The organism is Micromonospora sp. LHW51205, assembly GCF_003315815.1.
Classification (GTDB): domain Bacteria; phylum Actinomycetota; class Actinomycetes; order Mycobacteriales; family Micromonosporaceae; genus Micromonospora; species Micromonospora chalcea.
In genome coordinates this window covers 629,704-656,002 of the sequence record NZ_QMEZ01000004.1, presented here as the reverse complement: position 1 = coordinate 656,002, position 26,299 = coordinate 629,704, and the positions used below count along the sequence as shown (strand labels likewise).

Sequence of the window (26,299 nt, the reverse complement as noted above, 5' to 3'; positions counted from 1 at the left end):
GTTCCCTCTCCGCCCGTCCGTTCCCGCAGCCGGCGCACCGTGGCCCGGCGCGGCACGGCGTGCTCCCCGGCCCCGCGCGGGCCCCCTCCACCGCATCGTGGACAGATCAGGAGACTCCGCCATGCCCTCGACCCGATCACCGCGGCGTGCCCTCACCGCCGCCGTCGCCCTGCTCGCCCTCACCACCGCCACCGCGTGCGGCGCCGACGCCGCCGCCGGCGCACAGACCAAGGAACTGCGCTACCAGGGTTCGGTGGGCCAGGTGACCCTCCCCGAACTCGCCGCCGACCTCGGCTACCTCGGTGACGTCACGCTCGACTGGATCGGCAACGTCACCGGCGGCCCGGCCGACATCCAGGCCACCGCCACCGGCCAGAGCGACTTCGGCGGCGCGTTCAACGGCGCGATCGTCAAGCTCCAGGCCGCCAACGCCCCGATCACCGCGGTGGTCAGCTACTACGGCTCCGACGCACAGACGTTCCAGGGCTACTACGTGCTCGACGGCAGCCCGATCCGCGGCCCGCGCGACCTGATCGGCAAGCGGGTCGGCATGAACACGCTCGGCGCGCACGCCGAGGCCGTCCTGCGCACCTGGCTGGCCCGCGGCGGCCTCACCGCCGCCGAGATCGCCACTGTCGAGCTGGTCGCGCTGCCGCCGGTGAACACCGAACAGTCGCTGCGCGCCCGGCAGATCGACATCGCCGTGCTCGGCGGCGTGATCCGCGACAAGGCGGTCGCCAACGGCGGCATCCGCACCGTCTTCACCGACTACGAACTCCTCGGCGCGTTCAGCGCCGGCAGCTACGTCTTCCGCGACGACTTCCTCACCCGTAACCCGGACACCGTCCGGACGTTCGTCACCGCGGTGGGCAAGGCGATCGAGTGGGCGCGCACCCAGCCGCGCGAGACGGTGGTGGCCCGGCTCAAGGCGATCATCGCCAAGCGCGGACGCAACGAGGACACCACGCTCGTCGAGTACTGGAAGTCCAGCGGCGTCGCCGAACCCGGCGGCCTCATCGCCGACCGGGAGTTCGCCACCTGGATCGACTGGCTGGCCGACACCGGCGAACTCAAGGGCGAGCGGCCGAAACCGTCCGACCTCTACACCAACCGGTTCAACGCCGCTGCGACCCCCGGTGGTGGCGCGTGAGCACCGACAAGATCCTCTTCGACCGGGTGCGCAAGGTCTTCCCGGGCCGGCGCGGCAGCGGCGGCGCGGTCACCGCGCTCGACGACCTCACCCTCGGGGTACGCCCCGGCGAGTTCCTCGTCGTCGTCGGCCCCAGCGGCTGCGGCAAGTCCACCCTGCTCGACCTGCTCGGCGGGCTGGCCACCCCGACCGCCGGGCAGGTGCTCGTGGACGGCCGCCCGGTCACCGGGCCGGGCCTGGACCGGGGCATCGTCTTCCAGCAGTACGCGCTGCTGCCCTGGCGCACCGCCGCCGGCAATGTCGCGTTCGGACTGGAGGCCAAGGGCCTGCCCCGCGCCGAGCGCGCCGAGCGGGTCTCGTACCACCTCGACCTGGTCGGGCTGACCGGCTTCGCCGACCGCTACCCGCACGAGCTGTCCGGCGGCATGAAGCAGCGCGTCGCCATCGCCCGCAGCCTCGCGTACGACCCGGACGTGCTGCTCATGGACGAGCCGTTCGCCGCGCTCGACGCGCAGACCCGCGACTCGCTGCAGGACGAGCTGGTGCGGATCTGGCAGGCCACCGGCAAGACGATCGTGTTCATCACGCACGGCATCGACGAGGCGGTGCACCTCGGTCAGCGGGTCGCCGTGATGACGTCCCGGCCCGGCCGGATCAAGCAGGTCATCGACATCGAGCTGGGCGACCGGGAGGCCGAGGAGGACGTCCGCTCCACCGGCGCGTTCCGCCACCACCGGCACCAGATCTGGACGCTGCTGCGCGACGAGGTACGCGCCGCGCAGTCCGCCGTACGCGAGGAGGCCCGCGTTGGTTGACGTCGCCGCACCACCGGCCCGGCCGGTGGCCGCCCCACCCGCCCCGGCCGTCGCGCCCCGCCGGCCCGGACGCCTGCTCGGCCTCGGCGGCCGGGCGCTGCACCGCAGCGCCGCGCTGCTGGCGCTGGCCGCGATCTGGGAGACGGCGCCCCGCGCCGGGCTGGTCGACCGGGTCTTCCTGCCGCCGCTGTCCGAGGTGCTCGCCGCCTGGTGGGAGCTGCTGCGCACCGGCCAGCTCGCCGACCACGTCGGCGCGAGCCTCACCCGCTCGCTGACCGGCTTGGCGCTCGCGGTGGTCACCGCCATCCCGCTCGGCCTGCTGATCGGCTGGTACCGGCCGCTCGCGGACCTGCTCAGCCCGCTGCTGGAGGTGTTCCGCAACACCGCCGCGCTGGCGCTGCTGCCGGTCTTCGTGCTCATCCTCGGGCTCGGCGAGACGTCGAAGATCGCCCTGGTGGTCTACGCCTGCTCCTGGCCGATCCTGCTCAACACCGTCGCCGGCGTGAAGGGCGTCGACCCGCTGCTGATCCGCTCGGCCCGCTCGATGGGGCTCAACCACCTGCGGCTGTTCCAGAAGGTGATCCTGCCGGCGGCCGTGCCGACCGTGTTCACCGGCGTCCGGCTCGCCGGGGCGTACTCGATCCTGGTGCTCGTCGCCGCCGAGATGGTCGGCGCCAAGGCCGGGCTCGGCTACCTCGTGAACTACGCGCAGTACAACTTCGCGATCCCCGACATGTACGCCGGGATCATCACCATCTCCGCCATCGGGCTGGTGGTCAACCAGCTCCTCGTCGCCGGGGAACGCCGCTTCTCCACCTGGCGCGTCGACGTCACCACCGCCTGAGAGGAACCGCCATGTCCCGGACCCTGCACCTCAACGCCTTCCTGATGGGTGTCGGCCACCACGAGGCGGCCTGGCGGCACCCCCGCGCCGACCCGAGCCGCCTCGCCGACGTCCGCCACTTCCAGAACCTGGCCCGCATCGCCGAGCGGGGCACGCTCGACTCGGTGTTCCTCGCCGACGGGCTCGCCGTCGGACCGGCCGTCCGGCACAACATCCAGGCCGTCTTCGAGCCGCTCACGCTGCTCGCCGCGATCGCCACCGCGACCGAGCACATCGGCCTGATCGCCACCGCCTCCACCACGTACACCGAGCCGTTCAACCTGGCCCGCGCGTTCGCGTCGCTGGACCACCTCAGCGGCGGCCGGGCCGGCTGGAACATCGTCACCTCCGCCCAGGCCCGGGAGGCCCGCAACTTCAACCTCGACGACCACCCGGCGCACGCCGACCGCTACCGGCGGGCCGCCGAGTACGTCGACGTGGCGATCAAGCTCTGGGACAGCTGGGAGGACGACGCGCTGGTCCTGGACACCGCCGCGGGCGTCTTCGCCGACACCACCCGGGTGCACGAGATCGACCACGCCGGGGAGCGGTTCCGGGTCCGCGGACCGCTGAACACGCCCCGTCCGCCGCAGGGCCGGCCGCTGCTGGTGCAGGCCGGCTCGTCCGCCGACGGGATCGCGTTCGCCGCCCGGTTCGCCGAGGCCGTGTTCACCGCGCAGCAGACGCTCGCCGACGGCCAGGCGTTCTACGCCGCGCTGAAACGGGCCACCGCCGACGCCGGCCGTGATCCCGAACTGGTCAAGGTGCTGCCCGGTATCGCGCCGGTCCTCGGGGGTACCGAGAAGGAGGCCCGCGACCTCGCCGACGAACTGGAGGCCCTGATCGTGCCCGAGCACGCGCTCGCCCAGCTCTCCGGCATGACCGGGCTCGACCTGACCGGGCTGCCGCTGGACGGCCCGCTGCCCGACCTGCCCGACGCCGGCACGGTGCAGTCGCACCAGAGCCGCTACCAGCTCGTCGTCGAGCTGGCCCGCCGGGAACGGCTCACCCTGCGGCAGCTCATCGGCCGCCTCGGCGGCGGACGCGGGCACCGCGTCGTGGTCGGCACCCCGGAACAGATCGCCGACCAGATCGAGCTCTGGTTCACCCAGGGCGCCGCCGACGGCTTCAACGTCATGCCACCGCTGCTCCCCGACGGACTGGAGGACTTCGTGGACCACGTCGTACCACTGCTGCGCCGGCGCGGGCTGTTCCGGTCCGCGTACACCGGGCGCACGCTGCGCGAGCACTACGGGCTGCCCCGGCCGGCCAGCGTCTACGCGACCCGTGAGCTGGTGGCGTCGTGACCACCGTGGACCGGCCCGGTGCCGGAACGGTCGAGCTGCGCCCGGTCGACGTCGACTCGTTCCGCGGCCTGCTGCGCCGCCAGGCGTCCACCGTCACCGTGGTCACCACCCCCGGCCTGCGAGGCAACCGGATGCGGCCGGACCTGCCGCCGGCCGGCTTCACCGCCACCTCGTTCACGTCGGTCTCGCTCGACCCGCCGCTGGTCTCGGTCTGCCTGGGCCGCGCCTCGTCGAGCTGGCCCACCGTCGAGCAGGCCGAGCACGTCGCCGTGCACCTGCTCGCCTCCGGCCAGCAGGAGATCGCGCAGATCTTCGCCACCAGCGGCATCGACCGGTTCAGCGCCCACCCTGGCTGGACCACCGGGCCGTTCGGCGTGCCGCTGATCGGCGACGCGCTCGCCGTGCTGCTGTGCCGGGTCGTGCGCCGGATCGAGGCCGGCGACCACACCATCCTGCTCGGCGAGCCGCTCGCGCTCGGCGCGGGCGAGGACGGCGACCCGCTGCTGCACCACCGTGGCAGCTACACCACCACGCTCGGCGACTGGCCCGAGGCGTGGTGACCACCGCCGCCGACGAGCTGATCGCGCTCGACCGGGCCGCCCAGGACCTGCTGTTCCGGGCGGCCCGCACGGCCAACGCGTTCACCGACGAGCCGGTCGGCGACGAGCAGGTACGCGCCATCCACGACCTGGTCCGGTACGGCCCGACCGCGATGAACGCCCAGCCGCTGCGGGTGCTGCTGCTGCGCTCGGCGGCGGCCCGGGCGCGGCTGCTGCCGTACGTCAGCGCCGGCAACCGGGACAAGACGGCGACCGCGCCGCTGACCGCCGTGCTCGCCGCCGACGTGGACTGGCACGACCGGCTGCCCGAGCTGTTCCCGCACCGACCCGGCGCCCGCGACTGGTTCACCGGCGACCCGGCCGGCCGGGAGGCCCAGGCCCGGTTCAACGCCGCGCTCCAGATCGGCTACCTGCTGGTCGGGGTACGCGCCGCCGGGCTGGCCGCCGGACCGATGGCCGGATTCGACACGGCCGCTGTGGAGCGGGAGTTCTTCCCCGGCGGGCGGCACCGGGTGCTGCTGCTGATGAACATCGGCCGCCCGGCCCCGGACGCCTGGCGGGAACGGCTGCCGCGCCTGCCCTACGAGGAGGTGGTCAGCACGCTGTGAGTCAGCGCGGCTCCCACGCGTCCGGCTGCGCGGTCAACTTGCGCACGTGCGCCGGCAGCCGGCCGCTGACCAGCTCGTCCAGGCTCACCTCGTCGACCACCCGGCGCACCGAGGCGCGTACCGCCACCCAGAGGCGGGGCAGGTTCTCCGCCGCCCCCTCGTACCGCGTCTCCTCGGGGCGCAGCCCGCGTACCCCGGCGAGCGGGCCGTCGACGGCGCGCAACACGTGCCCGATGGTGATCTCGCGCGGCGGCCGGGCCAGCGTGTAGCCGCCCTCGGCGCCGCGCTGGGCCCGGACGACCCCGGCCCGGCGCAGGTCGGCCAGGACCGCCTCGAGGAACTTGCGCGGCATGTCCTGCTCCGCCGCGATGGCCTGGGTGGACAGCAGGGTGGGGTACGCGGTGGCCAGGCTCAGGGCTGCCCGGACCGCGTAGTCGCCGCGCGCGGAGATCTGCACAGTGCCATCATGCCTGGCCGGTGGGTGCGGGGGAGTCGGCGGGCGGCCGGGGTCGCACCAGACGGACTGGCAGCGGCCGCTCCCGGTTGGCCCGGAACGTGCCCGGGCTCACCCCGACCTCCCGGGTGAAGAAGCGGCCGAAGTTCGTCGGCTCGGGAAAACCCAGGTCCCGGCCGATCCGGGCGATCGACTCGTCGGTGGCGGCCAGCAGCCGGCACGCCTGCAACGCGACCCGCTCATCGATGACCTGCTTGGCGCTGCGGCCGGTCACCGCCAGGCAGGCCCGGGTCAGCGTACGCACCGAGCAGCCCAGCTGGGCGGCGTAGTCCTCGACCCGGCGGGTGTGCCGGTAGCCGCGTTCCACCTCGCGGCACAGCCGCCGGAACGTGTCGGTCTCGGCCCGCGGCGCGGCACCGTTCTCCGGATGCGGCAGCAGGCTCAGCCGCAGCAGCAGCACCGCGAGCTGGTGACGCAAAAGCGCCGCGGCGGGCGGCACCATCGCGTGCCGTTCGGCGTCCACCGCGAGCTGACTCACCTCGCTGATCACCGCGTCCTCGTCCTCGCCGGCGAGCTGACGGTGGGCGGGCACCGCCTCCGGATCGACGTCGAGGCCGGCCAGCGCGTCCGGCCGCCAGCTCACCACTGTCGCGTCGAGCTGCGCGCCGACGCACCGCAACACCTGACCGGGGTACGCGCGCAGCAGCGTGCCGGGCCGGCAGGGCACCGGCCGGAAGTCCAGCTCGGCGGTGCCGTGACCGTGGGTGACCAGGATCAGCACGTCGCGGTCGAGCAGGACCGGCCGGGGCCAGCCGGGCTCGGCGGCGAGGTCGTCGAGCGCACCGGTGAGGATCTCGTCGGCGCCGGGGCGCGACTCCGGCGGGCCGGTGCGGGTGGCCGGGGAGGGCTGACCGGTAGTGACCATCTCCCCGACGGTAACCGGCCCGGCCGCACGTTGCATCTCGACGGTTTCGCCCGCCCGGACCGGTCTTGTCGGCACGCACGGCCGACGGTTAGGTTACCGATCGGTAAGCCCCGGGTCGGCCGACCGGCCCCCGGCCGGGCGACGGCGATGGGATGAGCATGACGGAACTGTTCTCGGTCGACGGCAAGACGGTGCTGGTCACCGGCGGTTCGCGGGGGATCGGGCTGATGATCGCGCGGGGCTTCGTACGGGCCGGCGCAAAGGTGATCATCTCCTCGCGCAAGGCCGACGTGTGCGAGTCGGTCGCCAAGGAACTCTCCGCCGAAGGGCACTGCGAGGCGATCCCGGCCGACCTCGGCAGCGACGCGGGCGCGCTGGCGCTCGCCGAAGCCGTGCGGGAACGCCACGACCGGCTGCACGTACTGGTGAACAACGCGGGCGCCACCTGGGGCGCGCCGCTGGAGGAGTACCCGGAGGGCGCCTTCGACAAGCTCTGGGCGGTCAACGTCAAGGCCGTCTTCCGGCTCACCACCGCGCTGCTGCCGCAACTGCGCGCCGCAGCCGGCGCCGACGACCCCGCCCGCGTGATCAACATCGGCTCTGTCGACGGCATCCGGGTGCCGTGGATGGAGGTGTACGCGTACTCGGCCACCAAGGCCGCCGTGCACATGCTCACCCGCAGCCTCGCCCACCAGCTCGCCGGCGAGCGGATCACCGTCAACGCGATCGCGCCCGGCCCGTTCGAGAGCAAGATGATGGCGTTCGCGCTCGACGACCCGGAGTCGCGCTCGGCGATCGAGCAGCAGGTGCCGCTGGGCCGGATCGGACGGCCCGAGGACATGGCGGGTACGGCGATCTACCTGGCGTCGCGCGCCGGCGCGTACCTGACAGGCGCGGTCATCCCGGTCGACGGCGGAATCACCACGCGCGGCTGAGGCGTACCCCGGTGAAGACGGCCCGGGGCCGCGCGGACTCGGCAGATCCGCGCGGCCCCGGGTGTTGCTGTGTCAGCGACCGGCGAGCAGCCGGTTCACCGCGGTGTCGACGTCCAGGTGCTCGGCCTCACGGCCGCGCGGGACGACGACGTAGGTCCGGCGCAGGAAGCGCACCAGCACGCTGCGCGGAACCTCGAACAGGGCGTTGCCGTCCGGGGACGACAGCGCGAGCGCGACGAAGTCGCCGCGCGGTGTGGCCCACGGCCAGACCCGCACATCACCGATGCCGGCCGGCTCGTCGAGCCCGGTGACCAGCAGTTCGCGTGCGAACGACCAGCTCACCGCCTCGCCGCCGGCGGACTCGGCGTGGAACAGGACATGGACCGCATACGGGTCAGCAGGGTCGTAACGCAGACTGGCACGCACCGGCAAGGCGGTGGCGTCAGGCGCGACGAGCCTTAGCGACGTCTCGACCTCTACGGTCGTCGGTCGGATGACACTCATGGACGTTCTCCCCCCGGCACCGCTGCGGAACGCGCGTGTCCCGCTTTTCCCATACTCAGGTGCTGCTCCTGGCTACGCTCCGCCATACGCTGACTTCACCCAGTGGTGGGAAGGGGTTCGGAAAGCCCCCGGGAACCACTCGGCCCCGCGTAGAATTTCCGGTTCCGCCCACTCCGTCGTCCCGCCCGGCAACGGGTGGTTCAGTCGTCGACTTACTCCGGTAACGTCCAGTCGTCAGCAGGGGTGACGGTCCCGCGCGACACTGGGGGTGGAAATGGTCACGGGGGGCGGGTCGGTGACGTCGCGGACCACGGCCGAATCGCCGAAAGGTGCGGCCCGAGCAGCCGAAAGTCGGGGGTACGAGGTGCCTGTGGAAGGGCGGTCGCGAGGCACTCTCACGGAGCAGCGCCGGCGCCGACGTGGCTGGCGGCTGCGCCTGCACACCACCCTCGAACTCATCCGCGCCAACCCCACCGGCCGCGTCGCCCTGAAGATCTTCATCGGCATCCTCGGCGCGATCGTGGTCACCGTCGGCATCGCGCTGATCCCGCTGCCCGGGCCCGGCTGGCTGCTGGTCATCGCCGGCCTCGGCGTCTGGGCCGTCGAGTTCCACTGGGCGCGACGGCTGCTCGCGTTCACCCGCCGGCACGTCAACTCCTGGACGCAATGGGTGAAGCGACAGTCACTGGGAGTGCGGTTCGTGTTGGGCGCGGTCGGGCTCGTGTTCGTGTCCGTCGTGGTGTGGCTGTCACTCAAGTACAGCCTCGGCATCGACGTCGTGGCGCAGGCGCTGCACTACCTCGCGACGCACTGAGGGCCGGTTTTTGGTCCGGGCGGGTGATCGGGTAGAGTCATGCGCGCTGAGGGCGATTAGCTCAGCGGGAGAGCGCTTCGTTCACACCGAAGAGGTCACTGGTTCGATCCCAGTATCGCCCACGCAGGTCAAAGGCCACTTCCCGGCTTCGGGAGGTGGCCTTTCTGCTTGCGTACAGCAGCTTTGTACAGCAGTTCTCGTCAGCGGCTCAGGGAGTCGCCGAGGCGCTTGAGTGCTTCTCTCGTCTTTGTCGATGAGACCTGCGTATAGATCTCCATCGTCACCGAGAAGCGGGCGTGCCTCAGCACCTGCATGGCGACTCTGGGGTGGACGTCGAGGTCGGCCAAGAGCGTGGCGCAGGTGCGCCTGGCGTCGTGCACGGTGATCGGCGTGACGTTCGCCTTGTCGCATCGCGTCTGCCAGGAGCGCTGGAAGTTGCGCGGCTCGATCGGGGTGCCGTAGCGGGTGGTGAAGACGAGTCCGGTTTCGTGCCATGCCTTGGCGGCGGCTGCTCTCGCCTCGTCGCGTTGTTCGCTTCGAAGTTTCAGGGCCGTGAGGCAGATGTCGGGCAGGGGGAGCGTGGCGTCGGACGCCTGGGTCTTGGTGTCGCGGTGCAGGAGCTGGCCGCGTACGCGTTGGAGCTGGCGGCCGATGGTCAGCTCTCCGGCGTCGAGGTCGACGTCCTCCCAGGTGAGTCCCAGCGCTTCGCCCTTGCGGAGTCCGGTGACGAGGACCAGGGCGTAGGCGGCGTAGAGCGGGTCGTCGTCGGCTCTCGCGGACTCCAGGAACTTCCGGGCCTCGTCGCTCGACCATGACTTGCCCCGGCGGCGGCGGACGGTGGCGAGGGTGACCGGCACGGCCGGGTTCTTGGCGATGAGGTCTTCGGCCTGGGCGTGGGTGAGGGCGGCCCGCAGCGCGGCCCGGATGTCGCTGACCGTCCGCGTCGACGGGACGGCCTGGCAGCAGCGGCCGACCGCGCAGCAGCGGCGCTTGTGCTTCGGCCGGGCGGCATCCTTGCCCTGGGCGCAGCACTGGCAGGTCCGGGCGACCCGGTTGATCCAGGTCTGCACGTCCCGCGACTGGAGCCGGTCGAGCCGCTTCGCGCCGAGGCCGGGGGAGATGTAGAGGCGGACGAACGTCTCGTAGGTGGCGTAGGTCAGAGGTGCCCGGTTCGGCTGGATGATCTCGGCTAGCCAGTAGGTCAGGAAGCTGCCCACCGTGGGGACACTGGTCGCCACCGGCCCCTGCTTTGCCTGCTGGTGCAGCTTGATCCACTTGTCGTGGACGGCGTCGCGGGTCTTGCCGTAGGCGTACTTGCGGGTGCGCTGGCCGTCGGGCTTGGTGACCCAGACGTAGGCGGCGAAGCCGTTGCGGTAGGGGAAGATGGAGCCTTCGCCGTTGGCTCGGGTGCGTGCGGGCATCAGGCGGCCTCCTGGCGTTCGACCTGGTCGCGGATGTAGTCGTCGACCCATTCGGGGAGGATGCGGCGGTACTTGCCGTCCTTGATGGAGCGCAGTTCGCCGGTGGCGATCTTCATCTTGACCTTGGAGATGCCGAAGCCGAGCAGGACGGCGACTTCTGCGGGGGAGTACCAGCGCGGGGTGAGGTCACGGCTCATGCGGCCACCCAGGTTTCGTGGGCGAGTTCTTCCCGGCCGATGCGTCTGCTCTCGCGCCGCTGGCGGGCGGCGGTGTTGGCGAGCAGGGCGTCTCCCTCGGAAAGCCAGCCGGAGCCGATGTAGGTGAGGGTGGCGACGGTGAGGGTGTCGTCGGGTTCGTTGTCTTCTTCGTGGCGGTAGGTGGTGCGGGTCTCGCGGAGCTGGCCGAAGGTGACGGAGTAGCGGCGGGCCTTGGTGAGGAAGTGGCCGCCGAAGCCGAGCATGTGCGCCCAGCGGCGCAGCCCGGCGTAGACGTTGGGTTTGGCGTCAAGGATGCCTTGACGGTCGTCGGCGGTTGCGGCGCCGCCGGTTGTGTCGGTGGGGGTGGGGCGGCCGAGGTGCCAGCAGGCATCGATGAGGCGGGCGACGTGGTCACCTCCGGGGTCGGCGTAGTCGTCAACCGTGGAGGGGGTGAGTCGGGTGGAGCTGTGGCCGGTGGCTTCGGTGGCCTTGGTGGCGTACTTGGCGAGGTAGGCGGCCACCTTGCCGTCAGTCAGCTCGCCGCCAACGGTGTTGATGCGTCGGACGTCGACCTGCTCGCCCCAGGTGACCAGCCAGCCTTGCGGCTGGTCGTGGTGCGGGGGTGTGGTGACGGTGATCTGCCGGGCGGCGGCGTGGATCGCGTCTTCCAGGTCGTCGACGGTGATGCCGTCCGGTGGCGGTACGAGGGCGTCCGGGTCGTCGGGGTCAACGCCGTCCAGGCGCAACAGGACGTGGAAGTGCACCGCTCCCCGACGCTGCATCTCGGCGACCTTGCCGTGGGACACCCGCACGGGCGGCACCCAGCGGACCTTGCCGGAGGCGGTGACGATGCCGACCTTCGGAATGCCGCGTCGACGGCAGCGCCCGGCGACGTGGCGTTCGGCGGCCTGCTTGGTACGTCGCCACAGTTCGCCGGAGAAGTGGTTCCAGACGACCTGGTGGGCGTGGTCGTAGCAGTCGAGGCACAACGGCTGGCCCAGCCGCGGATCGTCGGCGTCGTGGCGGGCGAAGCACGCTATGGGCTGTCCGTGCTTGCAGGTGCCGGCGTTGCTGCGGGCGCGGCAGGGTGCGGGTCGGCAGTCGCAGCGTTGCCGGGTGCGGCAGGTGTGGTTTGGGACGTGGCGGTGGTGGACCGGGCCGAAGGACGGGGCGGTGAAGGTGGCGAAGACGACCGGGTGCCGGCCGACCGAGGCGGGGATGCCTTTGCCGCCGGTCAGTCCGCGACAGACGACTTGGTAGGCGTCGCCCTGGTAGACCCAGGCGCAGTCCGGGCACGCCGATTCGCGGCGGTTACCGCACGCCTTGTAGAGCGTGCGGTCGGGCAGCTCGTCGGTGTGCTGCTCGCTCAGGACTCGGCCGGTGTTCCGGTCAACGGCGGCGATCGTGCCGCTGAGACGGACCGGGCGAGCACAGCCACCGGCGGGGCGGGTGTGCTCCAGCCAGCCGGAGAACTCCGGCGTAGCGGCGCGGTGCAGGACCTGGGCGTCACGACCGGCGGCGAGGCCGGGGCGGTAGGTGGTGAAGATGGCTGGCTCCTCTTGCGGGGTGTCAGGGACGGAGACGAAGCACCACCAGCCGTGGACGCCTGTCCGCTGGTGGTGTTCGTCGTGTCTCCTGGCACCGCCGAGAGGGCGGCTGACGCCGGAGGGCGGAATCGTGGTGGTGCCACTTCCCGCCGATGGGGTCATGTCCTTTCACGCTCGTGGTTTTGGCATCGAGGCCGGCACGGGTGGGGAGCCTGGGATGTCGGCATCCGGCGGGTTGCCGCAGGCTGCCCCCACCCGTGGAGACGTGCGAATCCGGGCCATCGTGGACGGCAGGCGAAAGCCGTTCTGGGCCGCTCAGCGGATTCGGGGGACCGGCATAGCGGCCGGTGCGATCGAGAGCCGGCGGGGCGTGGCCCGCATCAGCGGCAGGACGGCCGCTCGGCATCTTCGGCGTCGAGTCCAGCGGTCCGGCAGGAAGGCCGCGCTGGCGTGCTCGACGAGGGCCAGAGTAGCACCGGGTACCGACACGTCAACCTGAAGTAATGCCGGAGTGTGGGAGGCCATCCGGCCACCCAAGGACGCGGTCCGTGATTACGCCTCGGAGGGTGGCCCCGTCCCACCGAGCCCCGGTTACGTCTGTGCGTCCGTACTCCGGATCGTGTGTTCTGACGTAGGTGAACTGTGCGTAGGAAAGATCGGCATCGCGCAGGTCAGCATCCCGCAGATCGCAGCCAGCGAAGTGAGCACCTCGGAGAGAGGCGCCCCGAAGGTCGGCGCCCCGGAAATCGCAGAACTTGAAGGAGTGCCTGTCCAGGGTGCGATGCCGAAGATTGCGACCCGCAAACGACTGTCTCGTCGCCCCGGGCAGGATGCTCATCCGCGAACCGTAGCCCGACCGCCCGTTGCCGAACCACCGGCTTTCTACGCGCTCACATGCGACCCATCAAGCGGCGCAGGAGCCGGCCGCCGGCCCTGTGATCCGACAGCTGGCCGCCGGCCCCCGTCTGGGAGGACTTTCTGTACGTCTATCAAGGCGGCCCGCAACGGGCCGCACGCGCCGCCGCCTGGGCGCGTGCCTGGCCGCGTCGCTGTCGCTCTGCGGCCGTCACGCCTTATGCCCGGCCGCTGGCGCGGAGAGTGGGGAGCCCGGGGCCGCCGCAGACGGGATAGCGGTGAGAGTAGTGGAGGTTCGTCGCCGGCAACCGGCCGCGCCGCGCCTGAGCAGCGCAGCGCAGGGGAGGGCGCGCCGGGGTCCGCGCGGCAAGCCCCAAGCATGGGGACGGTGTCCGCCGAGGGCGTTGCAGGTCATCCAGGAGCCCGCTCCGCAGCCGCTCAGGGTCAGATCAACCGCTCACCTGGGAGGGGGGAGCGGTGGCCGTCGGTGGCCAGATCCGGCCCCGGGAGCAGGGTCCGTGCCGGGCGAGGTCAAGTCAACTGCGCCACTGTGGCGGTGTCCGCCGGGGGCACGGTCCGTGACACGAGAGCCGACTCACTCCGTTCCGGCAGCGTCCGTACATGCGACTGGGTCACGTGGGCGTGTGTGGGCGAACCGGCTAAGCAACATCCTCTGGCGTTTGTTGCTTCGGTACGTCAGATACAACCCTGACGAGCTTGCCATCGTTCAACTCGTATCCCTCTGGCCAGGTCGGGGCGGACTCGAAGTGGACGTCCTTAAAGGAGGCAGACGCGGGGAATTTTGCATTCGAAAAGTCGGCCGCCCCCTCAAATCTAGCCTCATCAAAGAAGGTCACCTTGTCTAAGAATTGACCGTGGCAGAAGGCTGCTTCGGAAAGAAACCGAGCGCCCCTGAAGGTGACTTGATCGTGAAACTCTGAGTACCCGAACCACACTCTGTCGTGAAATGTTGCACGCTCAAAATACGTGCGCCAGCCAAATCGCATAAGGCTGAAAAGCGCAACACCATAGAAATGCGCATCGGAAAAGATGGCCTTATCTAAAACGGTCCTAGCGAATGCTGCATTGATTAAATAGGCACCGCTCAGGTCGACATCCGCACCCTTCCAGAAGTGAGGATGCGAAGGGCGCAAGCGTTCCTCTAAGAGTTTTAAGGCGGTGGCCCTCACGTTGCGCTCGGCAAGGTCCGAGTCTGGGGCTGTCGGGTCGAAAGGCATTCGCAGGTACGCACATATCACCTTCATGCATGTTTCGCGGTCGCGCTCTGAATCGTCCGCGATCCGCGCAAGCGCATACATGCCGGCCAGTCGTACGGCCGCAGCGTCGTGGCCAAGCTGCTCGGAAGCCTTTGTGAAGCGATCAGTGAATAGTCGGTCATGTTCTCGAGTGCTATTCGCTTCGTCATTCCTCTGCTTGCGATAGCTCACATAAATGGCGGCAGCTGCACCAGTTCCTGCAACAACGGTCAAGGATGTTTTGAGTGCGTCCAGGCTATTGCTTCTTGCTCCTGGAACCCAATTAACTAGGGCGAGGTAGGTGACGAATGCGCCAGCAGTACCCAGTAGGAGTAAGAGCAAATAGATGACTAAGAAGGGTTTAGGTTGATAGCTCTTGGATCGGGCGTTTTTCCACCTCCTTGCGATTGCCCGCGCCATTGTGCTGATTCCCCGAATTGGCCTACCGGTCCGCCCACTAGCCATAGCCGCATCCTAGTACGAACTCCTTGCCTTTATCGACTGCACCGCCTCCGCACAAATTCCAAGGAGGTTATGTCGAAGATCTGACAGTGGCTCGTGGGCGACTAGCGGTACAGCGACCGTCTGGGGGCACGGCTGGGGCACAAGACGTCGTCAAACGTTGGCAAGCAGCTGGCAGCATTGTGAGGTGCCAAAGCCGCCTGACCTGCGCCGCAAGCACGTCGGTGCAGTTCAACGGCAGGTCGACCTAAGCTCGCTTCAACGTCTGAAGTCGGCCCACCGCCGGAGCGGGGGCGAGGAGGGTGGGTGCCCTGAGGCCGAGGCGACGGGCCTGTCGGTCGCAGTCCCTACTCTCGCCCGAGGATACGGATCATGCCTTACGGCACCGGGACGGCGACCCAGTCGGGATGTTCATCCCAGCGGACCCAGAGTTCGTTCGGTTTGGGAGCCCCCCAAGCCGGGATGAGGAGCAGGCCGAGCGACGCCTGCGGCGGCAACTCCTCGACCTCGGTTGCCCCCCTGAAAGGGCATTCGATACGGGACTTGTCAATCTCGACGTTACGCGCGGTGTCTGTTCCGATGTTGCGCAACACGTAGTTGTTCTTGGACCTCTGCTCGATCCACCAAGCAACGTAGGGCGGGGTGGGTCCTACCAACACCTCCTGGGCGGGGCGTGTGTCCACGGCCGCGGCCGGCTCTGCAGCCTTCTCCTCGGCAGCCTTGAACGCAGCTTCGGCCAGTTCAACTTGACGCTCGGCGGCCGCAGCTTGCCTGACCGCAGCTTGGGCTGAGATCACGGATGCGCCGGCAGAGTCCTTCGAGTGCTTGAGAGCGCGTAGTGCGATGACGCTGGCACCTAGGGAGATGGCGAATCCAGCCCAGGCGGGGGCGTCACCCCAGTCGACGGTCACAGTGCAAGTATGGAGGTTGGTCGGCGGCCGTGATGCCTGGGCGACCCCCTGCCTGCCGGACTTTGCCCGCTCGCCTGAGTCGGCAACGGCCGAACCTCCTCGCATCGGGTCGAGGTTCAGGCCGTCGCCAGGCCGTGAAACGTCGACCAAAGGTGCCTAACGGTGACGGTCGATGCCCGGAGTTCGAGCAGCTCAGGCGAGGGGTGAACCACCTTTACCCGGCTCGCCTGCCATCGGGCGACAGTTCAACGCCAAGTGACGCCGTCACCCTTCCTGAGCTGGGCAAACAGGGCCGGGGCGCCCTGCTACAGGGGCCTGCCCGGTATGCGCGCGCCGCATCCCCACCACGGCCTCGTCGCGACGGCCGCGTTGGTCGACGTCCGAACATCCGTCGTCAAGGCGCACTTGAGGTGAAGGCCTTTTATTTATTTAGTCGGACGTTGCTTGTGAGATTTAGAACGTCGACCAGGGGCATTCTCACTGCCTTTGGAAGCATCTCCGCGGGGCCTTTGCCGAGGAGTCGGCAGATTGGAAGAGCTTTTCGTCTTGCTCTCAATGCGGTCCCCGCCTCCGAATGCCTGCAAGTAAGGAAGCGCCATGAGGAGATACGTGTCGGCAGGCTTCTGAGCGACCGTTTCCCATAATGCGTCAGAATGCTGATCCTCGGTCAATGCGAAGCCGAAGAACCCTGCGCACGCGACGATCGCCAATAATGTGGATACCCACACGTAAGGAGCTACCGGCACCGTAATGTTGACCCAAAAAATATTCAAAGTCTCAAAGGTGACCTCTGCCTTCGACCAGTCGGCTGCTAGCGAGACAGGCATTGAGGCCCAAGCTAGAGAATATATTAACGCCCATATAATAACGGACACCCCGAGAGCGAGAGAGCCTAGGCGGCGAGCCGCCCTTAGGCGCGTTGAAGTTCTGGCGGCTTCGAGGATTCGTGCCGCCGCTTCCTCGGGTTGATCCGTCTCCATAGCGGAACGGATTTCGCGTCTCATTGACGCCTCGTCAAGTTCCTGATCACGGCTATGGCGCATCTTCTTGATCTCCCGGAGGGCAACTGCATCACGATCCGAAAGCGCCGAAAGGCGATCCGCTGCCGTGTGAAGAACGTTCGCTGATTGGGTGCGCATGATGCGCCAAGCCAAAAGCATCATCGGTGGTAGAAGGGCGAGAGCGGCAAACCACCCAAGTCGATCTCGTGCTGCCGCTGCCAGCCTCCATGGATCCTCCGTTAGCAATGGTAGGAGAACGATAATCAGCGATACAGGAATGAAGAGCGGAAGCTGAGTCGCGATCGTGGCGGCGCTTCCGACTCCCCGAAGGGTTGGAACAATGACCAGCGGAAGCACATGGGTTGGTAGAACCGCGTCGAATCCATCAACGATAATTAGGTGGGCGAACGATGCGCCCCACAGTCCAAGGAAGAAGAGATAAAAGGCCTTGGCCGACAGTTTGGCGTAGCCTATCAATGCGCCGCCCACGAAGAGGGACATGGTAATTGCTGTGAGAGCCCACCATGCATTCCAATCTAGATGAGTGATGGAGTATATCCAGAGCCCCAACAGGATGCTAAACATCAAGTAGATGCTCATCCGGTTGCCCATCAATGAATAGTCTGGCGGCTCGCTCTTACATAATTTGCCATAGCCATTACGACGAAGCCAGCGGACCAGTAGAATCCGCAATAAGCTGCGCTGATCAGACTCGACACTCAACGGATCACTGCACCATTTCTATCGTTGTTCCTGACGGCAAGTGGCGATCGTAGCCGCGCAGCGCTGGGTATGGCAGGTGGCGCGCCGTACGAACAGCACTGCCGGCGGCTCGTTGCGGGGCCTGCGTAAGCGGCACGTCCAACCGGCTTCGGCAGGTGTGTGTCACTCGATGACGTCTGACCCAGAGGTGCTTTCAGATGGCCCTGGGCCGTCTCGGCACCCGACACTATGGCCTTAGGGTTGTAAGGCGGCTCGGGATGTGGGGCACACAGGGGGCACAAGACACCGTCAAACGTCGTCGACCAGCAACCAACGTCGGCAGCCCGAGACGCCGTCTGAGCAGGCACCGGCTAGCGTCTCTGCTGGTAGCGGGACAGCGGCTCTCAGTTCCGCTTCAACGTCTGACGGTTCGCGCGACGAGAACCGGGGGCATGCGTGTCAGACGGAGACCCAGCAGTACAGGCGTTCGTGACGTGCTGTCGCTAGACGTGCCAAGGCTGCCAGCTCGATCAGAATCTCTGCCAGATGTGAGGGCTCTCCCTGCCCCCAGAACTCCTCGATCTGCGACCACGGCAACGCCACTCCACGCAGCTCGGCTTCCGACGCGGTAGCCAGCGCCGCCTGGACCTCATCCGTTAGCGAGACGACAAGTAGCTCGCCGTCATGACGAACAGCGACGGCGTGACCCCACCTCAGGTTCTCTGTTACCGAGTCGTAGTCGAGGCCGGTCAGCAACTCCTCCAGCTTCCCCAGCACCACGAAGGGCTCAATACCCTTCAGCTCGACAACCTCCGATCCGGGATCGGAGGCGGCACGCGGACCGCCAAGGACATCGATCACGGCGGCGGCTGCATCATCAGAGGCGGCCGAGAAGTAATCGCAGAGAAGTCCCACGGCATGATCATGGCAGTCGCGCCCCTCCGGTGCAGTCCCTGCTACGCCCGATGCGTTTAGGGCTCATCTGTCGACAGCAGCGGTGACAGCAACTGGCGCGAACGGAGCCACGCTCTCCCAAGCACGGCTGGACAGGTGCCCGAGGCCAGGGACGCGGACGGGCCCCGCCGGTCGACGCGCCCAGAACTTACAAGCGAGGGGTCCAGGCGGCTGGCTGACCTTGGGCGATTATTCGGCGACGAAGACGCCCACACCGGGCAGCGTCTCGGTCATCCCCTTGATCCGTAGCACCTGCATGGCGCGGTCGATTACCGGCTCGGTAACGCCGTAGTGCTCGATCAACTCTCGTCGGCTGGGCAGCTTGGAGCCCGGCGGGAACTCGCCAGACTTGATGCGTTCGGCGAGGTCGTCGGCGATCTGCTCGTAGCGGTAACGCGGTGGCACGGTGTTCCCCTCGGTTGGCAACACGAGTACACCACCTACGTCAGCCCTTGACTACCCAACGGTACCTATGGGAGGTTGCCGAGGAGGTCGATTCCCTCGGTTGGCGCTGTGGGCCGTCCTCACCGGCGTGGGTGCCCGGCGCATCCCCCGTGATCGGGCATCCACGCCCCCGGACACCTGCGGCACGAGGAGGCGGCAGTGCTCCCTTCCAATCCACTGACGCGGCGAAGAGTCGCCACAACGGCTCCGGCGACCCGATGAAGCGCGTCTCGTACGACGAGTACGTCCTGGCGGTGGCGCTTACCCTCGCCCGCCGGCATCGGCCCGTCTGGTCATGGCGGCACTGGCGGCACGTCTGCCGCTGCGGAAGCAACCTGCCCTGCCGAAGCCGCCACCGCATCCCGATCAATCGCGGCCACTGGCCCAGCCAGGACGGCCCGCGATGACCACCCACCACCCGATCAAACCTGCCTGGACCTGCGGCGGCTGTGCGGGAGACTGGCCTTGCCAGACTCGGCGACGCGAACTGCGAGCCGAATACGATCGCGCCCCTGTGTCGCTGGCCCTCTACCTGGCTGCCCAGCTCGTCGACGCCGCCCAGGACCTGGCCCACGTTCCTGCCGGCCACCTGCACCACCGCTTCCTCGGCTGGACCCGATGAGCATCCTTCGAGCCGGCGACGAGAAGTTCCACTACAGCGACGGCTCACACAAGTGGACCCCGCCGGACCCGGACTACGACCAGGAGGCCTGGGAGGAGCAGGTCCGCCAGCACAAGCAAGGCCACCTCAGAAACGAGCGCCCGAAGGTCCGCATCCAACGTCTGATCTGATGCCAGCAGTACAGCAGCGAAGTACAGCAACCGTGCCAGCCGAACCAGACCGAGCAGTACACCAACAGGTTGTCCGACCTCGCATCGAGCCTGATCCGACCGGCTCGCCGACAGTTCACACCGAAGAGGTCACTGGTTCGATCCCAGTTATCGCCCACGCAGGTCAAAGGCCCCTTCTGGCTGGCCGGAAGTCAGGACCCTTCGTCGTGATCTTTTGGGATATCGTGCGCCCGTAGACGTGAGACGAGGGAGTGACGCATGCGTGCAGGGCATACCAACGCCGGGCCGCGCCGAGCGAGTGTCGCGCTAGCCCTCGCGGGCCTGCTAGTGGCGAGCGGCTGCTCACAACCCGCCGACAACGTGGAGCGAAAGACGGAAGCGCGGTCGGCGTCGCCCTTACCGACCGCGGCCATGCGTCTCGAAAAACCGGAGAAGTTGCTGAGCAGTTGGCCCGAATCGAAGAGCCAGAAGTTGCGCGAACAAGCCCAGCAGAACATGGGCGGTCTCAAAGAACTCCTCGACGGTGAGCCAACTAGCGCGGTCGCAGCGGCCTACACCACTGCGGATGAGCAGTACAGCGCCCTAGTCGGCGGAGTGTCCGGAAAGATAACAGATCCGAAGGCGACCCTCGACAGACTCTTCGCGACCCTGCCGAGGCTGTCCGGTGTCAAGCCGACCCGGCCGGGGCCAATGGGCGGCGATGCCCGCTGCGGCAAGGGTGAAACCCAGGGCGTCAACGTCGAAGTCTGTGCGTGGGCTGACCACCACAGCGTCGGCATGGTGGCCTTCCTCGACTTGCCTTCTACCGGTAGCGCGGCCAGCATGTTCGTGCGGGCGCGTTCCCAGCTGGAGCGTCCGGCCACCTGAGGACCCGGCCCGTTGAACGCAGGACTCCCGAGGCCGTCAACCGCAGCAGACGGCGATCATCGGCATTCCGCGATAGTTGTAATCGACGTTCACACCGAAGTGCTCACCGCATTCGGCCTTGAACCGTTCGCATTAGCCCTACTCCTGATCTGGAGGTCGGAGCCAGCGCGGGGCGCCGGACAGCATGCCGGTGTGTTCGGGGTTATGCGGTCGCAAGCAGGTCGGTAGCGTTGGTGCCACGGCGGCTCAGTTGGCCGTTGGCGGCATCCCGCGCTATGAGGAGGTCCGGGATGGAATCCTTGCCGGAGTTGACCTTCGGGCAGCGGCTGAAGGTCTACAGGGAGCGGTCCGGGAAGACTCGCGCGGTGCTGGGTGGGCTGGTCGGTCGCAGCGCTGAGTGGGTCAAGGCGGTGGAGACCGATCGGATCCTGCCTCCGCGCATTCACATGCTGGACCGCATCGCGCGTGCGCTCAAGGTCGACGTGTCTGCCCTGGCCGGCGAGCTGAGCGACCGTTCCGCTGTCGTGAACGGGCCTGAGCATCCGGCGCTGGCGTCGGTGCGGGACGCCGTGAACCGCGTCGTGCTCGTCGACGACGTTGAGCCGGAGTCGTTGGCCGGTTTGCATGAGCGGCTTGCGGTGGCGTGGCGGGCGCGTCATCAGGCGTCCGATCACCGGACGGTGCTGGGTGGGCTGCTGCCGAGACTTCTGCACGACGTGCAGCGGGCCGCGCTGGTGTACGAGGGCGTCGAGCGTCGGCGGGCGCAGTCGCTGTTGGCGGAGACGTTTGGTTTGACGCAGATGTTTCTTGCGTACCAGCCGGCTGCCGAGTTGTTGTGGCGGGTCGCGGACCGGGCGATGGTGGCGGCGCAGGATTCGGGTGACCCGGAGGCGGTGGCCCTCGCGGCATGGTTCCTGTGTCAAGTGCATCGGGACGCCGGGGACTGGGACACCGCCATGGCGGTAACGCACGATGTCCTGTCGGCTCTGGAGCCGAGGGCGGCCGACGCGGGCACGAATCTGCTGGCGTTGTGGGGTGCCCTCAACTTCGAGGCCGCGTACACCGCCGCTCGTGCCGGCGAGGAAGGCCGGGCTTGGCGGTACTGGGATCGTGCAAACCTGGTGGCACAGCGTCTGCCGGAAGGTTTTTATCAGCCGCAGACGTCGTTCTCCCGGGTCATCATGGGCGCCCACGCGGTGACAGTGGCCGTGGAGTTGCAGAAGTCCGGTGAGGCGGTACGGCAGGCGCGCCGCCACGACTCGGCGGCTATCCCGTCGAGACCGCGCGGGGCACGCCATCTCATCGAGGTCGCGCGGGCGCACTACGGCAAGGACGACAAGGAAGCGGCCGTGAAGACCCTGCGGCACGCGTACGAGTCGGCCCCGGAGACGATTCGCTTCAACGGGTACGCCCGCCAGATCACCTTGGACCTGCTCGACGGCCCGCGCTCTACCCGTGACGACGCCCGTGACCTCGCGGTCAAGGTCGGGCTGCTCTCGTGATCCAGGGGTAGGAACCCTACCCATTCCGCCTCGCGACCGACCGTAGCGTCCTGCTCACGGGATGCGGCGGACGGTGCGGGTATCGCCTGGTCGCCGCGTCCCCCTCAGATTCGGGGGCAGGAGGCCGCCCTCGTTCGTGAGCGAGGGAGGGTCCGTGCGGCGTGTCTCGTATGACGAATACCTTTCTGCCACCGCGCTGACTCTTGCTCGCAGGCACCGGCCGGTGTGGTCGTGGCGGCTCTGGCGGTGCATCTGCCGCTGTGGGTCCGACCTTCCCTGCCGCGCCCGGCACCGGATACCGATCAATCGGGGCCACTGGCCGTCGGAGGGTGAGCAGTGACCAGCGAGCAGGAACAGGCGATCGTCGCGGTTCACGTACGCGGACTCGACGGCATGTGTGCCGGGTGCCGAGCGTGGTGGGCGCGACTGACTCCGTACCCGTGCTGGCAGGTGGAATGGGCGACGAGTCGGCAGGCGCGGGCGATCACCGCGCGGTTCCTGGAGGGTGCGCGGTGACCACCCACGGCCCGGTCATGCCGGTCTGGAGCTGCGGTGGCTGCGACCTGCCCTGGCCCTGCCCGACCCGGAAGCGGGAGCTGCGGGCGGAGTTCATGGATGCGCCGGTGTCGCTGGCCCTCTACCTTGGTGCCTACCTCGTCCAGGCCACCGAGGACATGCCGTGGACGCCGGCCGGCGTGCTGCACCGCCGCTTCCTCGGCTGGACCAGGGAAACCGGCCACCTCATGCCGGTAGTGCAGCAGCGAGCTGCAGCAACCGTGCCAGCCGAGCCCGGTGGAGACGATTCCCACCAGGCCCTCTGACTTTGCAACGAGCCTGATCCGACCGGCTCGCCGACAGTTCACACCGGGCCGGCGACTGCGCCGAGGCCGTACGAAGCTGTGCGGACACGATGTCACGGCAGGACCGGCAGCCGTCGCTGCATCAGTTGCTCGCCGACAGCGTCATCCCACGCGAGGTCCACGACGCGGCGCTGAAGCAACCGGTGGTACCCGACCGAGGGCGGCCCCTGCCCGCCGGGCTCAGGCGGGAAAAGGCCCTGCCCGCAGCAGCGCGCCCGGGAGCTGCTTGCCGAGTCTGTGTTCCAGCCAGGAGGCGGCCGAGGTGAGTTCCTCCAGGTCCAGGCCGGTGGGCTGCCCCATCCGGTCGAGGAGGTAGACGAGGTCCTCGGTGGCGACGTTTCCGGTCGCCGTCGGCGCGAAAGGGCACCCGCCTGCTCCGCCGATGCTGGCGTCGAGGATGGTGACGCCCGCCTGGACCGCCGCGACCGCATTGGCCACGCCGGTGTGTCGGGTGTCGTGCAGGTGCAACCGCAGTGGTGTCCGCGAGTCCGTGACCTCCCGGGCGAGCATCAGCCGCTCGGTGACATCGGACGGTACGGCAACCCCGATGGTGTCGGCGAGAGCCAACTCATCGGGGCGCGCGTCCCACACCCGGGTGAGCACCTCCCGCAACCGGCCCATCGGGACCTCACCTTCGAACGGACATCCGAACGAGGCGCCGACAGTCACCGTCGTGAACACCCCCGACGTACGGGCGGCCTGCACCAGCTCGGCCGCGGTGTCGCAGGCTTGGGCCGTGGTCATGCCCTGGTTGCGGCCACAGAAGGTGTCCGTGGCGACGACGACGACGTTGATCTCGTCGACGTTCGCGGCCAGAGCCCGGTCCAGGCCGCGGCGGTTCATCACCAGGCCCGCGTACCGGACGCCCTCATGGCGGGGGAGCGCGGCCATCAGCTCGTCGGCGTCCGCCATCTGCGGAACCCGGGCGGGGTTGACGAAGCTGGTCACCTCCACCCGCCGGGCTCCCGCTCGTACCGCCCGGTCGACGAGCTCGACCTTGTCGTCGGTGGTCAGTAGCGTCGCCTCGTTCTGCAGGCCGTCACGGGGCGACACCTCCACGATGTCGATCCTGGCTTTCATCGTTCCTCCGACAGGTACGCGACGGCGCCGGCCTCGCTGATCACCTCGGCATACTTGGCCTGCAGGTCGAACAGGCTCGCCTCGTGCGGACCCGTGGAGCGGTCCGCCACGGCTTCCCGGACCACCAGCGGGACGAAACCGTGCTGTATCGCGTCCACCGCCGTGGCGCGGACACAACCGCTCGTGCTCACGCCGACCAGCACAACGGTATCGATGCGCTGCGTCCGCAACGTAGAGGCCAGGGAGGTGCCGAAGAAGGCGCTGGCGTACTGCTTGACCAGTACCAGTTCGTCGTCGGCGGGGGAGACCTGCGGCATCGGTTCCCCCATCGCGCCACCGCCGTCGAAGAGCTGCCGAAGAGCGGAGACCTTCCGGACGAACAGACCCCCGTCGACACCGGCGGGTCCGTAGGCGACGCGGGTGTGCAGCACGGGAATCCGGTGGTCGCGGGCCGCGGCGACGACTCGGCCGGCCGACCGCAGGCAGTCGGTGGGCGGCAGGCACAGAGGGCTGGCCGGGTCGAAGTAGGCCCGCATCAGATCGACGACGAGCACGGCGGGACGGGCACCCGGCAGGAGCGAACCCCCGAATCCGTCGTCGCTGCCGGCCGGCGTGGAGCTCATCGGGCGACCGGCGGTCGGGGAGCAGGAAGGCCGGTCTCCTCGAGGCACCGCTCCAGGACCGTTGCGATCGGCGGCCCCATGTCGAAGGTGGGCAGTGGGTCCGGACGTCCGCGGCGCAGCTCGGCCCGTACCTTCTCGGTGGCGGCGACGTCGACGGCGCCGCCGTCGTCGCAGACCACGCCGTAGCGGCGGGCCCCCGCCTGGGTGACCAGGCCGCGGCGGACCTCGAGGCCGACGAGTTCCGGGTCGCGGCCCAGCGGGTCGCCCCATCCGCCGCCGCCCCAGGTGACGAAGTGCAGCACGTCGCCGGGGGTCACCGGCACGTCGTGCACCTTGCTGCCCAGGATCTCGGTGCTGCCGTCGGCGCGTTCGAGCCACTTGCGGCCGCGCGCACCCGGCTCGCCACCGTTGACTCCCCACGGGTAGGTCAGCCAGCGGTCGTCGTGGATGGCGATCGTGCCGGCCTCCAGGAACCGGTAGGCCACGTCGACGCCGTTTCCGCCGCGGTGCAGCCCGGCGCCGCCGGTGTCGGCGATGGTCTCCCAGCGTTCGATCCGCAGCGGGTAGTAGGACTCCAGGTACTCGCACGGAATGTTGACGAACGACGGCCACAGCGAGTGGCCGTCCGGGCCGTCGCCCACCGGCCGGCCGGGGATACCGCCGAACCCGATCGAGTACAGCTGGAACCACTCGCCCTTGCGTTCGCCTGCCCCATAGGTGCCCGAGTACATGAAGTGCGGCGACGAGGAGAAGCCCGCGGCGTTGAGCAGCCCGGGATTGGTCTGACCGAGCAGGCCGCCGAACAGGTCGAAGACGCGGCCGATGCCGTGGTTGCGCGCGTTGAGCGCGGCCGGGTACTTCGGCTTCCAGAACGAGTCGTCAGGGATCGTGACGTCGACCAGCGGGTAGAAGCCGTCGTTCCAGAGGATCTGCGGGTCGGCGACCGTGATCATGTAGATGCCGAAGAACATCCGGACGAGGTTCTCGTTGATGTAGTAGTTGATCGGGCCCTGCGCCTGCGGGCTGCTGCCGGTGAAGTCCAGCAGCACCTTCTCGCCGGTCCGGGTCAGGCTGAGCTTCAGCTCGTAGGGGCCGTAGCCGAGACCGTCGTCGCAGATGTAGTCGGTGAACGACAGCGTCTCGCCCTCCTTGAAGACCGCCTCCAGCAGGACCTTCATGGCCCGGTAGTTGCGGTCCAGGAGTTGCTCGAGCGCGGAGTCGTAGGTGTCCACGCCGAACCGGGCGCACATCTCCTGCACGCGACGGGAAGCGGTCCGGCAGGCCGCGACGATCCCGTTGAGGTCCGCGCGGTTCCAGTCGGGCTTGCGCACCTGGTTGAGGATGATCCGCAGGGCGTCCTCGGCGAGCACACCCTTCCGGTACAGCTTGAAGGGCGGGATGACCACGCCCTCCTCGAAGATGGTGCGGGCGTCGGTCGGCATCGACGCCGGGGTCTTGCCGCCGACGTCGGACATGTGCCCGAACATCGCCGACCAGCCCACGATCCGGCCCTCGAAGAAGATGGGCAGCACCACCAGCCAGTCGTTGGCGTGGCTGATCGCCGCGCCGCAGGAGTACGGATCCGACGTCAGCAGGACGTCGCCCTCCTCGATGTCACCGTCGAAGTTCTCCAGGAAGTCGGGGATGGACAGCCCGAACTGTCCCACCATCATCTTCCCGTCGCGGTTGGCGATCAGCGGGAACTCGTCGTGCTGTTCGCGGATGCCCGGGGACAGGGCGGTCCGGAAGAGCACCTCGTCCATCTCGTAGCGGGCGTTGCGCAGCCCGTTCTCGATCAGGTCGAGGGTGACCACGTCGACGTCCACGCGGCGAAGTGGTCCGGTAGCGGTCTCGATGAGGCGTGCCATGG

General features: G+C 68.7%; 28 protein-coding genes and 1 tRNA gene. 14 read left to right on the top strand and 15 right to left on the bottom strand.

The features are described from left to right. Nucleotides 1-121: 121 nt before the first annotated feature. Genes DQE82_RS18990 through DQE82_RS18965 form a run of 6 tightly spaced genes read left to right on the top strand, consistent with a single transcriptional unit; the run spans nt 122 to nt 5,323 of the window. Entirely contained in the window at nt 122-1,150 is a 1,029-nt protein-coding gene (locus DQE82_RS18990; RefSeq protein WP_113973370.1) for an ABC transporter substrate-binding protein, read from the top strand. Next, on the top strand, nt 1,147-1,965 hold the full coding sequence (locus tag DQE82_RS18985) for an ABC transporter ATP-binding protein (RefSeq protein WP_113973369.1): 819 nt from the start codon (nt 1,147-1,149) through the stop codon (nt 1,963-1,965). Before DQE82_RS18990 ends, DQE82_RS18985 begins: the two co-directional genes overlap by 4 nt. Next, entirely contained in the window at nt 1,958-2,809 is an 852-nt protein-coding gene (locus tag DQE82_RS18980; RefSeq protein ID WP_199496035.1) for an ABC transporter permease, read from the top strand. The genes DQE82_RS18985 and DQE82_RS18980 overlap by 8 nt, the downstream gene beginning before the upstream one ends. 11 nt (nt 2,810-2,820) lie before the next feature. Beyond that, a complete protein-coding gene (locus tag DQE82_RS18975; RefSeq protein ID WP_113973367.1) occupies nt 2,821-4,155 on the top strand; it encodes an LLM class flavin-dependent oxidoreductase in 1,335 nt (444 codons plus the stop codon). Next, nucleotides 4,152-4,715 carry a flavin reductase family protein gene (locus DQE82_RS18970; RefSeq protein WP_113973366.1) on the top strand — a complete coding sequence of 188 codons (564 nt, stop codon included), beginning with the start codon at nt 4,152-4,154 and terminating at the stop codon, nt 4,713-4,715. Before DQE82_RS18975 ends, DQE82_RS18970 begins: the two co-directional genes overlap by 4 nt. Further along, on the top strand, nt 4,712-5,323 hold the full coding sequence (locus DQE82_RS18965; RefSeq protein WP_113973365.1) for a malonic semialdehyde reductase: 612 nt from the start codon (nt 4,712-4,714) through the stop codon (nt 5,321-5,323). The genes DQE82_RS18970 and DQE82_RS18965 overlap by 4 nt, the downstream gene beginning before the upstream one ends. A gap of 1 nt (nt 5,324) precedes the next feature. On the opposite strand, the gene DQE82_RS18960 is transcribed toward DQE82_RS18965, so the two are convergent. After that, nucleotides 5,325-5,780, bottom strand: a complete 456-nt coding sequence (locus DQE82_RS18960; RefSeq protein WP_013284925.1) for an Rrf2 family transcriptional regulator — start codon at nt 5,778-5,780, stop codon at nt 5,325-5,327. Between the two features lie 7 nt (nt 5,781-5,787). After that, nucleotides 5,788-6,702 carry an AraC family transcriptional regulator gene (locus tag DQE82_RS18955; protein ID WP_113973364.1) on the bottom strand — a complete coding sequence of 305 codons (915 nt, stop codon included), beginning with the start codon at nt 6,700-6,702 and terminating at the stop codon, nt 5,788-5,790. Nucleotides 6,703-6,860: 158 nt separating this feature from the next. Here DQE82_RS18955 and DQE82_RS18950 point away from each other — a divergent pair, with 158 nt between their 5' ends. Further along, nucleotides 6,861-7,637: a glucose 1-dehydrogenase gene (locus tag DQE82_RS18950; RefSeq protein ID WP_043325516.1), complete on the top strand. Its 777-nt coding sequence runs from the start codon at nt 6,861-6,863 to the stop codon at nt 7,635-7,637. Nucleotides 7,638-7,709: 72 nt separating this feature from the next. On the opposite strand, the gene DQE82_RS18945 is transcribed toward DQE82_RS18950, so the two are convergent. Continuing rightward, complete coding sequence (locus tag DQE82_RS18945) at nt 7,710-8,141, bottom strand: SsgA family sporulation/cell division regulator (protein ID WP_007457244.1); 432 nt, start codon at nt 8,139-8,141, stop codon at nt 7,710-7,712. A gap of 274 nt (nt 8,142-8,415) precedes the next feature. Between DQE82_RS18945 and DQE82_RS18940 the strand changes: the two genes are divergently transcribed. After that, nucleotides 8,416-8,955, top strand: coding sequence for a TIGR02611 family protein (locus tag DQE82_RS18940; RefSeq protein WP_176722870.1), 540 nt, complete (start codon nt 8,416-8,418; stop codon nt 8,953-8,955). Nucleotides 8,956-9,005: 50 nt separating this feature from the next. Next, nucleotides 9,006-9,077, top strand: a tRNA-Val gene (locus DQE82_RS18935). Between the two features lie 78 nt (nt 9,078-9,155). Here the strand turns inward: DQE82_RS18935 and DQE82_RS18930 are convergent. From DQE82_RS18930 to DQE82_RS18895, 9 genes are all read right to left on the bottom strand, one after another. Next, nucleotides 9,156-10,376, bottom strand: coding sequence for a site-specific integrase (locus DQE82_RS18930; RefSeq protein WP_113973363.1), 1,221 nt, complete (start codon nt 10,374-10,376; stop codon nt 9,156-9,158). Further along, a complete protein-coding gene (locus DQE82_RS18925; RefSeq protein WP_113973362.1) occupies nt 10,376-10,573 on the bottom strand; it encodes an excisionase family DNA-binding protein in 198 nt (65 codons plus the stop codon). Before DQE82_RS18925 ends, DQE82_RS18930 begins: the two co-directional genes overlap by 1 nt. After that, the gene (locus DQE82_RS18920) at nt 10,570-12,282 is read right to left on the bottom strand and encodes a replication initiator (protein WP_233514716.1); all 1,713 of its coding nucleotides are present in this window, start codon (nt 12,280-12,282) and stop codon (nt 10,570-10,572) included. The genes DQE82_RS18925 and DQE82_RS18920 overlap by 4 nt, the downstream gene beginning before the upstream one ends. 328 nt (nt 12,283-12,610) lie before the next feature. Beyond that, nucleotides 12,611-12,958: a pentapeptide repeat-containing protein gene (locus DQE82_RS31475; RefSeq protein ID WP_113973361.1), complete on the bottom strand. Its 348-nt coding sequence runs from the start codon at nt 12,956-12,958 to the stop codon at nt 12,611-12,613. A 676-nt stretch (nt 12,959-13,634) separates the two neighbouring features. Next, nucleotides 13,635-14,651, bottom strand: a complete 1,017-nt coding sequence (locus tag DQE82_RS18910) for a pentapeptide repeat-containing protein (protein WP_158559993.1) — start codon at nt 14,649-14,651, stop codon at nt 13,635-13,637. Between the two features lie 419 nt (nt 14,652-15,070). Beyond that, complete coding sequence (locus DQE82_RS18905) at nt 15,071-15,604, bottom strand: hypothetical protein (protein WP_147265150.1); 534 nt, start codon at nt 15,602-15,604, stop codon at nt 15,071-15,073. Nucleotides 15,605-16,029: 425 nt separating this feature from the next. Then, nucleotides 16,030-17,328 (bottom strand): hypothetical protein, encoded by a 1,299-nt coding sequence (locus DQE82_RS30545; RefSeq protein ID WP_158559992.1) that lies wholly within the window; start codon nt 17,326-17,328, stop codon nt 16,030-16,032. A gap of 438 nt (nt 17,329-17,766) precedes the next feature. Beyond that, nucleotides 17,767-18,222, bottom strand: a complete 456-nt coding sequence (locus DQE82_RS18900) for a hypothetical protein (RefSeq protein ID WP_013476971.1) — start codon at nt 18,220-18,222, stop codon at nt 17,767-17,769. A 228-nt stretch (nt 18,223-18,450) separates the two neighbouring features. Continuing rightward, nucleotides 18,451-18,690, bottom strand: a complete 240-nt coding sequence (locus tag DQE82_RS18895) for a GntR family transcriptional regulator (protein WP_113973358.1) — start codon at nt 18,688-18,690, stop codon at nt 18,451-18,453. A 633-nt stretch (nt 18,691-19,323) separates the two neighbouring features. Here DQE82_RS18895 and DQE82_RS30830 point away from each other — a divergent pair. From DQE82_RS30830 to DQE82_RS18860, 5 genes are all read left to right on the top strand, one after another. Beyond that, nucleotides 19,324-19,497, top strand: a complete 174-nt coding sequence (locus tag DQE82_RS30830) for a hypothetical protein (protein WP_199496033.1) — start codon at nt 19,324-19,326, stop codon at nt 19,495-19,497. A 411-nt stretch (nt 19,498-19,908) separates the two neighbouring features. Further along, on the top strand, nt 19,909-20,364 hold the full coding sequence (locus tag DQE82_RS18880; protein ID WP_113973356.1) for a hypothetical protein: 456 nt from the start codon (nt 19,909-19,911) through the stop codon (nt 20,362-20,364). 290 nt (nt 20,365-20,654) lie between these two features. Beyond that, nucleotides 20,655-21,866 (top strand): helix-turn-helix transcriptional regulator, encoded by a 1,212-nt coding sequence (locus tag DQE82_RS18875; protein ID WP_113973355.1) that lies wholly within the window; start codon nt 20,655-20,657, stop codon nt 21,864-21,866. Nucleotides 21,867-22,202: 336 nt separating this feature from the next. Further along, nucleotides 22,203-22,382, top strand: coding sequence for a hypothetical protein (locus tag DQE82_RS31170; RefSeq protein WP_113973354.1), 180 nt, complete (start codon nt 22,203-22,205; stop codon nt 22,380-22,382). Further along, nucleotides 22,379-22,687, top strand: coding sequence for a hypothetical protein (locus tag DQE82_RS18860; protein ID WP_113973353.1), 309 nt, complete (start codon nt 22,379-22,381; stop codon nt 22,685-22,687). Before DQE82_RS31170 ends, DQE82_RS18860 begins: the two co-directional genes overlap by 4 nt. Nucleotides 22,688-22,906: 219 nt before the next feature. Here DQE82_RS18860 and DQE82_RS18855 read toward each other — a convergent pair whose 3' ends face one another. The 3 genes from DQE82_RS18855 to DQE82_RS18845 are packed head-to-tail and all read right to left on the bottom strand — an operon-like array spanning nt 22,907 to nt 26,297. Further along, nucleotides 22,907-23,806: a hydroxymethylglutaryl-CoA lyase gene (locus tag DQE82_RS18855; protein ID WP_113973352.1), complete on the bottom strand. Its 900-nt coding sequence runs from the start codon at nt 23,804-23,806 to the stop codon at nt 22,907-22,909. Beyond that, on the bottom strand, nt 23,803-24,429 hold the full coding sequence (locus tag DQE82_RS18850; RefSeq protein ID WP_113973351.1) for an isochorismatase family protein: 627 nt from the start codon (nt 24,427-24,429) through the stop codon (nt 23,803-23,805). Before DQE82_RS18850 ends, DQE82_RS18855 begins: the two co-directional genes overlap by 4 nt. Further along, a complete protein-coding gene (locus DQE82_RS18845; RefSeq protein ID WP_113973350.1) occupies nt 24,426-26,297 on the bottom strand; it encodes a hydantoinase B/oxoprolinase family protein in 1,872 nt (623 codons plus the stop codon). The genes DQE82_RS18850 and DQE82_RS18845 overlap by 4 nt, the downstream gene beginning before the upstream one ends. Nucleotides 26,298-26,299 lie beyond the last annotated feature (2 nt).